Annotated in this window: 8 protein-coding genes; 4 read left to right on the top strand and 4 right to left on the bottom strand. The window is 54.1% G+C overall.

Annotation, left to right across the window (positions count from 1 at the left end; genetic code table 11):
* Positions 1-19: 19 nt before the first annotated feature.
* Positions 20-2,140: an LruC domain-containing protein gene (locus Q394_RS0118455; protein ID WP_038142107.1), complete on the bottom strand. Its 2,121-nt coding sequence runs from the start codon at positions 2,138-2,140 to the stop codon at positions 20-22.
* Positions 2,141-2,587: 447 nt separating this feature from the next.
* Here Q394_RS0118455 and nirB point away from each other — a divergent pair, with 447 nt between their 5' ends.
* The 3 genes from nirB to Q394_RS0118470 are packed head-to-tail and all read left to right on the top strand — an operon-like array spanning position 2,588 to position 8,014.
* Entirely contained in the window at positions 2,588-5,029 is a 2,442-nt protein-coding gene (gene nirB / locus Q394_RS0118460; RefSeq protein ID WP_028490548.1) for a nitrite reductase large subunit NirB, read from the top strand.
* 13 nt (positions 5,030-5,042) lie between these two features.
* A complete protein-coding gene (gene nirD, locus Q394_RS0118465) occupies positions 5,043-5,372 on the top strand; it encodes a nitrite reductase small subunit NirD (RefSeq protein WP_028490552.1) in 330 nt (109 codons plus the stop codon).
* Positions 5,369-8,014, top strand: a complete 2,646-nt coding sequence (locus Q394_RS0118470; protein ID WP_342665155.1) for a molybdopterin-dependent oxidoreductase — start codon at positions 5,369-5,371, stop codon at positions 8,012-8,014. Before nirD ends, Q394_RS0118470 begins: the two co-directional genes overlap by 4 nt.
* An 11-nt stretch (positions 8,015-8,025) precedes the next feature.
* Here the strand turns inward: Q394_RS0118470 and Q394_RS0118475 are convergent, their stop codons facing one another.
* The gene (locus Q394_RS0118475) at positions 8,026-8,793 is read right to left on the bottom strand and encodes an SDR family NAD(P)-dependent oxidoreductase (RefSeq protein WP_211248857.1); all 768 of its coding nucleotides are present in this window, start codon (positions 8,791-8,793) and stop codon (positions 8,026-8,028) included.
* Here Q394_RS0118475 and Q394_RS0118480 point away from each other — a divergent pair.
* Entirely contained in the window at positions 8,792-9,781 is a 990-nt protein-coding gene (locus Q394_RS0118480) for a LysR family transcriptional regulator (RefSeq protein ID WP_211248858.1), read from the top strand. The genes Q394_RS0118475 and Q394_RS0118480 overlap by 2 nt on opposite strands.
* Before the next feature lie 77 nt (positions 9,782-9,858).
* On the opposite strand, the gene Q394_RS0118485 is transcribed toward Q394_RS0118480, so the two are convergent.
* Both Q394_RS0118485 and Q394_RS23145 read right to left on the bottom strand, forming a co-directional pair.
* Positions 9,859-10,041 carry a hypothetical protein gene (locus tag Q394_RS0118485; RefSeq protein ID WP_156946700.1) on the bottom strand — a complete coding sequence of 61 codons (183 nt, stop codon included), beginning with the start codon at positions 10,039-10,041 and terminating at the stop codon, positions 9,859-9,861.
* Positions 10,042-10,049: 8 nt separating this feature from the next.
* Positions 10,050-10,211, bottom strand: a 162-nt coding sequence (locus Q394_RS23145; protein WP_038139966.1) for a transposase, incomplete at its 5' end; no start/stop codon positions are given.

Here is a 10,211-nt window from a genome sequence, read left to right on the forward strand (position 1 = left end):
TATATGTCCTTTATCATTCTTAGTCTTTGAACAAGTGCGCTGGCGTTGACTTGGTGTCATCGAACCAATTTGCATCTTGGCTGCCCTGTGTTGCCACATAGTTGGGGAACTTCTGATAGCCTAAAATCAGATCATGATATTCCAATGGGTACTGCCACCGATTGCCCATTTCCATTGCCCAAGGCATACCATTTTTTGTCAGGAAATACAGGTTGTTACTGGGATCAGAGGCATCCGCACCTGCACCATTCATGAGTGCCGTATTAAACGCCTCTGTTGGTGCTTGGTTCTTCAGGTGGATTTCATAACTTCGACCCGGAGGTTGAGCAAAGAACGAACCATGATATGCCCCCGGTGTTGCGAACATGAAGGGGTCAAACAGGCCAGCCAAATTACTTTCAATGGGTTCCTTGAATGGAATCACTAAATTAAACGTCATCTGCACATCGGAGCCGCACCCTGATTGTGTACGGTAGTAAGTACAGTTTTCACCAGCGCTGACGTAATTCCAAACATTGTAAGTTGGAATAAAGATTGCCTCATTACGCCCAGTTTCCAATGGATTGTAAGGTGCCCAATCGCGGTCATTGACGGTGTATTGAACCTTTGACTCGTCAATCTGGCTGCGCAGAATACCAGGTAAGCGGATACCAAAGCCGTTATGGTACGCTGCACCAACAGCGGCAAGTTGTCCAGAGATGTTCACTTGTGTAATTTTCCCCTCAGTGCGGTATACCGCAGTACGGAGGTAGGTGACCATATCATTCATATCGTAATCGCCTTCAAACGGCCAGTTATCTTCAAAGGCTACCGTTGCCCAACCTGTGCTGGATGGGTAATACGTGACATTTGAACTGTTCGCGCGAATATCGACTTTATAATCTTCCACTTCACCATCAGGCGCTCCACCGGTTGGCTCTAGCCCTGTTGCGGATGACAAACGGAACCGTGCCCACGTTGCACCTGGCGTTGCTCCAGCTGGAATTTTGATGTAAAGCGGCTTGAGACCTGCTGTTACTGGCTGGTCTGTCATGACTTGCTCATCCGCATCGAACTGGCCATTTTGGTTGGTATCAATCCACGCGCTCAAGTTGCCTGATGTAGACGCTTTCACCATGACGACTGCTGATGAACCTGCTGTCAGATTTGTTGCAAACTGGATACCATCTTCATCATCACTAACGCCAGTTTCATCATCAGACATCGGGAAAGGTGTTGCATCGCTTTCTCCGTCAACACTCGTCCCCAAGAACAGGGTTGCAGGACTTTTTAAACCATGACGAGCGCCATTGTCTTGCAGAGAAGTCCCATAAGAACTGGGTGCATCACCAAAGTCGATATTACTATCGGCGTTATCCACCACGTCTGCTAAGGCACAACGAGCACCATCATTTGAACTGGATGAAGGGCCTTGCGCAAATAAGACGGCCGTATACTTCGCATTGTTAATATCAACGCTAAAGACTTTGCCATCGTTATTGCGGCTGAAGTACAGATGCCCATTCACATCGAAATAAATGGCACCAAAAGTACCAGAAACGCCGGTTGCTCCCAGTTTCGTGGCTGTGCCACTGGTGGTGTTAATCTGGTAAAGATCACCCTTGTTATCCACTGAGTAAGCCAGGCCATTAGAGGGGTGGAAGGCGATATCATAGATCGTGAGGTTCAGGGTTTTACCATCTACAACACGCACCATTTTGTGGTAATTGGCGTTGTTTTGATCCAGTGAGATGCGGTAAAGACCAGAACTAACCCCGCTATTGTAAACGTAGTAAGCATTCTCAAGAATCGAGATATCACCCACAAAGAAGTTCTGTGCAGTTGGATTGGCAACGTCGCTCAAGCTTTCAATCTTGAAATCATTGCCAATGCGCCCCGGCTTTTTATCTGCGTAGTTCCAGCCATACATGAAACCATCATTCGGGTTGAAGCCTACGGCATTGATCCCCGCTTTCGTGCCCATATCATCCTGTGCGATATCATAATCGCCGGTCACCAGATTGACAGCGTAGGTTTTGGGTATAGCGCCCTGTATAAGAAATGCCTTCGATGGACAAGTCTCAAAGGGAGTCGATGCGGCGAGTATAGCCTGGCTACAACACAGCAGTACTGTGCCAGTTAACAAATGACGGATCATCATAAAGGTTGAGTCCTTCTTGTTATAAATTGACTTGGGGTTTGAGAGTAACGACTGATTCAAGTGGTTTTTCTATTAACGGTACTTAAATAACGATAAGGTGAATTTATCACTATTGGTTCGACTTACAAGCTCAGGCAGATGAGTGGCATTAGCTTGCTTAGAAATAGTTCTGCTCGCACCATTTTAGTGCAACACTTCCTGGCCTATCCCTGAATTAGCGCACACTTATACAGCTTGCATATGAAATAATGGCGTAGCGCCGCTTCAATGCCATTGGCACAACCTTTGCATTAAATTCATCAACACACTGCACCCGGTCAACGGCGACCGAGGCACAGTACCACCACGCACAGTTGCGTGACACACATTCGGGTAACGAAGCCCTGAACCTTCTGGCCTATCTGAGCCTTGAGGTTCAGGGCTTTTTTGTTTTCAGGAGACGCAACAATGCACAAAGAAAATCTGGTACTGATCGGCAACGGCATGGCGGGTGTCCGCACCCTTGAAGAACTGCTCAAACTTGCCCCCGACCATTACAACATCACGGTATTCGGTGAAGAACCTTACGGCAACTACAACCGCATCATGCTCTCGCCGGTACTTGCCAGCGAAAAGACCATCGAGCAGATCATGCTCAACGGTGAACAGTGGTATATCGACAACGGCATCACGCTATACAAAGGCAAAAAGGTCGAAGAAATCAACCGCGCCCGCCGCGAAGTCATCGCCACCGATGGTACGATTGCCCCATACGACCGTCTGATTATCGCCACGGGTTCCGTCCCCTTCATGCTGCCGCTGCCCGGTGCTGACAAGCAAGGCGTGATTGGCTTCCGCGACATCAAAGACGTGGACACCATGTTGGCAACCGCCAGCCAATACAAAAATGCCGTCGTCATCGGCGGCGGCCTGCTGGGGCTGGAGGCCGCCAACGGCCTGATGAAACAGGGCATGAACGTCAGCGTTGTCCACCTGCTCGACACCCTGATGGAGCGCCAGCTCGACAAACCCGCCGCCGCCATGCTGCAAAAATCGCTGGAAGAGCGCGGCATGACCTTCCTGATGGAACATGCCACCGCTGAAATCATCGGCGCCGAACGTGTCACGGCAGTACGTTTCAAAAACGGCACTGAAATTCCCGCCGATCTGGTGGTCATGGCTGTCGGCATCAAACCCAATACCGACCTCGGCAAAGCTTCCGGCTTGTACTGCGAACGCGGCATCGTGGTCAGCGACACCATGCAAACCATCACCGACCCGAAAATCTACGCGATTGGTGAATGCGTGCAACATCGCGGCATTGCTTACGGGCTGGTCGCGCCGTTGTTCGAGCAAGCCAAAGTTGCCGCCAACCACCTCGCCAAACACGGCATTGCCCGTTACGTCGGCACGGTGACATCCACCAAACTGAAAGTGACCGGCATTGAACTGTTTTCCGCTGGCGACTTTACCGGGAATGAGAAAACCGAAGACATCGTGTTCAAGGATGCGGCTTCCGGCACGTACAAAAAAATCGTGCTGCAAGGCAATCAAATCAAAGGGGCGGTGTTGTACGGCGATACCGTGGATGGCAGTTGGTATTTCCAGCTCATGAAAGACGGCACAGATGTTTCCGCGTTCCGCGACACTTTGTTGTTTGGGCAACATCATCTGGGCGATTCTGGGCATAACCCCGAAACCCGCGTGGCCAGCTTGCCCGACAATGCCGAAATTTGCGGCTGTAACGGTGTTTGCAAAGGCGACATTGTAAAAGCCATCACCGAAAAAAAGCTGTTCACGCTGGATGACGTCCGCGCCCACACCAAAGCCTCCGCGTCGTGCGGCTCGTGTACTGGCTTGGTCGAATCGCTGCTGGCGCACACCGTCGGCGGCGACTATTCCACCACGCCGAAAACCAAGCCACTGTGCAAATGCACCGATTACACCCATGACGACATTCGCCACGGCATTATTCAGAACAAGCTGAAAACCATGCAGGCGGTGCGCGAGCACTTCGAGTGGACAACGCCGGACGGTTGCCCCTCTTGCCGTAACTCACTGAATTACTACCTGTTGTGCGCTTTCCCGACCGAATACGTGGACGATGCGCAATCGCGTTTCATCAACGAACGCGTCCACGGCAATATCCAGAAAGACGGTTCGTATTCGGTCGTGCCGCGTATGTTCGGGGGGATGTGTACCTCCGACCAGTTACGCGCCATTGCTGACGTTGCCGACAAATACGAAGTGCCGACCATGAAGGTGACAGGCGGGCAACGTATCGACATGTTCGGCATCAAGAAAGAACAGTTGCCAGCGATGTGGAAGGATTTGAGCGATGCCGGTTTCGTCTCCGGTCACGCTTACGGCAAGGCGATGCGCACCGTGAAAACCTGCGTAGGCAGCGAATGGTGTCGTTTCGGCACGCAAGATTCCACCGGCCTCGGCGTGAAGCTGGAAGAATTGACGTGGGGTTCGTGGATGCCGCACAAGTTCAAGCTGGCGGTTTCCGGTTGCCCGCGTAACTGTGCAGAAGCCACCATCAAAGACATCGGTGTGGTCTGCGTCGATTCCGGTTACGAGCTGCACATTGGCGGTAACGGCGGTATCAAGGTGCGCGTCACCGACCTGCTGTGCAAGGTGGAAACCGAAGAACAGGTGCTGGAATACACCGGCGCGTTCTGCCAGTTCTACCGCGAAGACGCGCACTATCTGGAACGCACCGCGCCGTGGATCGAGCGCGTTGGGCTGGAAAAAGTCAAAAAAGCCATCGTGGATGACGCCGCCCAACGCAAAGCCTTGTACGAACGCTTCCTGATTTCGCAAAAGCCTGCGCAAATCGACCCGTGGAAAGCCCGTGCCGAAGGTGCCGAAGCCGACGAATTCACCCCGATCATGATCGAAGCCTAACGAGGACATAACAATGAGCAAATGGATAGAAGTGGTTGAACTGAACAAAATCCCCGTGCTGGGTTCGCGCCTGATCAAAACCCGCGATATGGACATCGCCGTGTTTCGTGGCTCCGACGATCAAGTGTTCGCGATTCGCGACGCGTGCCCACACAAAGGTGGGCCTTTGTCACAAGGCATTATGCACGGCACGAGCGTTACTTGCCCGCTGCACAACTGGAAAATCGACCTCACCAGCGGCAACGCGCTTGCCCCGGATAACGGTTGCAGCAATGTGTTTCCGGTGAAGGTGGAAGGTGGCAAGGTCTATCTGCAATTGGTCATAGAGGAAGCTCCAGCATGATGAACCCTACCCGCACCACCTGCCCCTACTGCGGCGTAGGCTGCGGGGTCACTGTCGAACAGGACGCAGCGGGCGCATTCAAAGTACGCCCCGACAAGGAACACCCCGCCAACCTCGGCAGGCTCTGTTCCAAAGGCACGGCACTGGCGGAAACGCTCGACCACCCGCAACGCCTGCTTTACCCCGAAATCCACGGGCAGCGCGTGTCGTGGGAAACAGCCACCACCACCATCGCCAGCCGTTTCCAGCAAATCATCGCGGAACACGGCGCGGAAGCGGTAGCCTTCTACGTTTCCGGCCAGTTGCTGACCGAAGATTATTACGTCGCCAACAAGCTGATGAAAGGTTTCATCGGCGCGGGCAATATCGACACCAATTCGCGCCTGTGCATGGCCTCAGCCGTGGCAGCTTACAAACGTGCGTTCGGTGAAGACCTCGTGCCGTGCAGTTACGAAGACTTGGAATCCGCGCAACTGATCGTACTGGTGGGCAGCAATGCCGCGTGGTGTCACCCCGTGCTGTACCAGCGCATGGTCAAGGCGAAGAAAAACAACCCGGCGCTGAAAGTCATCAATATCGACCCGCGCCGTACCCAAACGTCTGACCTTGCTGATGTGCACTTGGGGCTTGCTCCCGGTACAGACGCTATCCTGTTCAACGGCTTGCTCGCGTGGTTGGCGGAAAACGGGCATACCAATCACGCCTTCGTCAGCCAGTCCACCGCAGGCATGGAACAGGCTGTGGCGATGGCAAAAACCACCGCGCCCAGCGTGCAAGCCGTGGCAGAACAATGCGGTTTGCCATTGGCAGACGTGGAACGCTTTTTCACGCTGTTCGGCAGCACCGCGCAAGTGGTCACGGTGTTTTCGCAAGGCATCAACCAATCTTCCAGCGGCGTGGATAAGGGCAATGCGCTGATCAATTGCCACCTGTTAACCGGGCGCATAGGCAAGCCGGGCATGGGGCCGTTTTCCTTCACCGGGCAACCCAACGCGATGGGTGGGCGCGAAGTCGGCGGGCTGGCGAACCAGTTGGCGGCGCATCTCGACATCGAAAACCCGGAACACCGCGCTTTGGTGCAAGATTTCTGGCAAGCCCCCGTCATGGCAACAGGCTCGGGCTTGAAGGCTGTCGATTTGTTCCAAGCCATCGGCACGGGCAAGGTCAAAGCGGTGTGGGTTATGGGCACAAATCCGGTGGTGAGTTTACCGGATAGCGAGCGCGTGCGGGCAGCCTTGGCGCAATGTGAACTGGTGATTGTCTCCGATTGCGTCAGCCACACCGACACGCTGGAACTGGCGCACATTCGTCTGCCTGCCCTCGGCTGGGGCGAACGTGACGGCACAGTGACCAACAGTGACCGCACGATTTCCCGCCAGCCGCCGTTTTTGCCTGCACCGGGCGAAGCCAAACAGGATTGGGAGATCCTCACCGCTGTGGCACACGCGATGGGCTTTGCAGCGCAATTCCCGTATCAGGCGGCGCATGAAATTTTCCGCGAACATGCCGCTTTATCTGCCTACCGCAATACGGGGACGCGCTGCTTTAATATCGGCGCATGGCAAGATTTGTCCACAGCGGAATACGATGCCCTGCCGCCCACGCAATGGCCGCTGGATGCAGCGGGGCAGGGTACGGTACGTTTGTTTGCCGACGGCAAGTTTTTTACCGCATCCGGCAAGGCGCAATTCATTGCGGTGCAAGTGCGTTTGCCGCACGCGGTGCGCACGCCTGCATTCCCGTTTGTGCTGAATACTGGGCGGGTGCGTGACCATTGGCATACCTTGACGCGCACCGGAATTTCCCCGCGTTTGTCGGCACACGTCGCTGAACCTTACGTGGAAATTCACCCCTGTGATGCGCGGGATCAAGGTTTGCAGAATGGTGGCATTGCCCGTATCCACAACGGCACGCAGCACATTTTGGTCAAGGTTAAAACCAGCCGTGACCAGCAGCGCGGCAGCTTGTTTGTGCCAATGCACTGGAGCGGGCAATTCAGCAGCGCAGCGGGAGTTGGGTGCTTGATTCCAGCCGTGGTTGACCCGATTTCCGGGCAGCCCGAAAGCAAGCACGCGGTGGTGGCGATTGAGCCGTATCAGGCGACGTGGCAGGGGTTTCTGATTTCGCGCAGAAAAATCGCTTCTCTAACGGAGTATTGCACCACCATCAAAGTCGAAAACGCTTGGCGTTACGAATTTGCTAGCGCCAGTCCGATGACGGACTGGGCAGCCTTTGCCCGCGACTTGTTGTGTCAGGACGATGGCGGGGTGAACTGGACGGAATACCTCGATACGGCTCGCCAAACCTACCGGGCAGCGCGTTTCACCGGGGAACAACTGGAAAGCTGTTTGTTTATCAGTGCTGCCGGGGGCGTGTTGCCTGCGCGTGATTGGTTGGTGGGCTTGTTTGCACACGATGCACTGCCAGCGGCTGACCGCGCCAGTTTGTTGGCGGGCAAACCGGCGGTGGCGGGTGAAGACAAGGGGCGGACGGTGTGCGCGTGTTTCAACGTCGGTGAAAACACTATCCGCAAAGCCATTGCCGAGCAGGGGCTGAATTCGGTGGAAAGCATCGGGCGCTGCTTGAATGCGGGGACGAATTGCGGTTCGTGTTTGCCGGAATTGCAGGCTTTGTTGGGGTAGGTGGGCGTAGGTTACGCTGCTGTATAGCCACCATCCACGTTTAAACATTGCCCACTGATATAGCTGGCATTGCCTGATGCAAGGAATACAACCGCTGCGGCGATTTCTTCCGGTTGTCCGGTGCGGCCTGCCGGAGTGGTTGCCATGAAAGCATTTTGCTCATCTTCACCGCCGAGTAGGCGTTGTGACATTGGGGTATAGGTGATGCCGGGGCAAACGGCATTGATACGGATGCCTTGTTTAAAATATTCCACGGCTGCTACACGGGTCATCCCCACGACGGCAGCCTTGCTGGCACTATAAAGTGCTGTATTGGCAAAGCCGACGTGCGCCACAATGGATGCGTTGTTGATGATCGCCCCACCGGCGCTCTGCATGGCACGGATGGCGTGTTGCATTCCCCACAATACGCTGCGCACATTGGTATTCATGGTGAAATCATACTCAGCAGTGGATTGCTCAGTAAAAGCACTGGATACGCCTTCTGTGCCTGCATTGTTGAATAACACATCCAAACCACCAAAAGTATCCAGCGCCGTTTGCACTAACCGGGCAATATCCGCTTCCTGTAATACATCTGTGCACACAAACACCGCCTCACCACCCGTTGCGCGGATGGCAGCAGCAACCGCTTCCCCTTCTTCCGCGCGCCGTGCACCTAACACCAGCTTGCAGCCTTCTCGCCCAAAAGCGTGGGCAGCAGCTTCTCCGATGCCAGACGATGCGCCGGTAATGACGACGACTTTGCCCGCCAGATTCTGATTAGATAGTTGCATCATGAATGTCCTTGCTATGTTTTACGATGGGGGCAGTATGCGCGAGACTTTATTGTTTGATAACCTGCACAATCATATTCACGTTACTGAGAATAATTCACTAATGAGTCATGCTAATCTTTCAGGGCTTGCAGCCTTCCACACGATTGCTACCCATTGCAGCTTCCGCAAAGCGGCTTTGGAGATGGGTGTGTCGGCCTCGGCACTCAGTCATAATATGCGGACGTTGGAAGAGCAGTTGGGTGTGCGTCTATTGCATCGGACAACCCGTAGCGTATCGCTTACCGAAGCAGGCCGGGCGCTGTTGGAACAGTTACAACCGGCCTTGGTCAATATTCAGGTTGCGCTGGATGGCATTAACGACTTCCGCATTAGCCCGCGCGGAACCTTGCGCCTGACGGTGCCACCTGATGCAGGTCGCTTTCTGCTTGCCCCTAAACTGTCGGGATTTTTTACCCGTTATCCCGACATCAATGTGGAGCTGATCAGTGATGATAGTCTGCAAGACATTGTTTCCGGGAGGTTTGATGCAGGTATTCGCTGTGTAGAAACACTGCCTCAGGATATGATAGCGATTCCTCTGGGCGGTCAGCAGCAGTTTGTGGTGGTGGCTTCACCAACTTATTATGCAGCGCACGGTACACCCGTTTCGCCACAGGATTTGGGTACACATGAATGCATCTGTTGGCGCTTCCCCAACGGGGAAATGTATCGCTGGGAATTTGAGTACGATGAGCAGCCGTTCGCGGTGGGGGTGCAGGGTCGCCTGACCGCCAATGACCCCAACCTGATGCGGGAGGCTGCCCGGCAGGGGTTGGGGCTGGCGTACCTGTTACGCCAGCATGTGGAAGAGGATTTGCAACGCGGCACGCTTGTGCAGGTATTGGAAAAATACTGCCCGGCAGGCAGCGGCTTTTTTCTCTATCACCCCAGCCGCAAGCAAATGTCGGCAAGCCTGCGGGCTTTTATTGATTACTGGAAAGCGTGCTGAGTATGTTGGTGGGGTATGGAAAAAACACCCTTGCTTTTTATCCTTTTAATGACTAAAACTACCTTGTGTTTTGGTCATTAACGAGGGTGTAGAAAAACCCGAATCTGATCATCCCATCCAGATCGGGCAGTCATTTTTTTGAACATCCCAAACGACCGGGCGTTTTTTTCAGCGTTGCCGACTTCCTGCTTCCCCATAACGCCCTGAATGCCACCTGATACGCTCAATACGGTGCATTTTTGCGTGTTTGGCAGCATCATTTCCCCCTTCATGCGACATACCCGTAATGTGCCAGCTTTTCGAGGTTGTGCATCAGGCAAAACAGTTTCCATTGCCCGTCCACTTTGGCTTTGCTGCGCAAGGTGAAGCGGTGCAGGCGTTTGTTGCCGCGCAAGTTCCCAAACACGGGTTCGACGGTGGCGAAGCGTTG

The sequence above is a fragment of the Thiothrix lacustris DSM 21227 genome (assembly GCF_000621325.1).
Lineage (GTDB): Bacteria > Pseudomonadota > Gammaproteobacteria > Thiotrichales > Thiotrichaceae > Thiothrix > Thiothrix lacustris.

What these genes read in the sequence shown, in the direction of transcription:
- Q394_RS0118455 (WP_038142107.1), bottom strand. Translation starts at nt 2,140, where the DNA reads ATGATGATCCGTCATTTGTTAACTGGCACAGTACTGCTGTGTTGTAGC.
- nirB (WP_028490548.1), top strand. Translation starts at nt 2,588, where the DNA reads ATGCACAAAGAAAATCTGGTACTGATCGGCAACGGCATGGCGGGTGTC.
- nirD (WP_028490552.1), top strand. Translation starts at nt 5,043, where the DNA reads ATGAGCAAATGGATAGAAGTGGTTGAACTGAACAAAATCCCCGTGCTG.
- Q394_RS0118470 (WP_342665155.1), top strand. Translation starts at nt 5,369, where the DNA reads ATGATGAACCCTACCCGCACCACCTGCCCCTACTGCGGCGTAGGCTGC.
- Q394_RS0118480 (WP_211248858.1), top strand. Translation starts at nt 8,792, where the DNA reads ATGAATGTCCTTGCTATGTTTTACGATGGGGGCAGTATGCGCGAGACT.
- Q394_RS0118475 (WP_211248857.1), bottom strand. Translation starts at nt 8,793, where the DNA reads ATGATGCAACTATCTAATCAGAATCTGGCGGGCAAAGTCGTCGTCATT.
- Q394_RS0118485 (WP_156946700.1), bottom strand. Translation starts at nt 10,041, where the DNA reads ATGATGCTGCCAAACACGCAAAAATGCACCGTATTGAGCGTATCAGGT.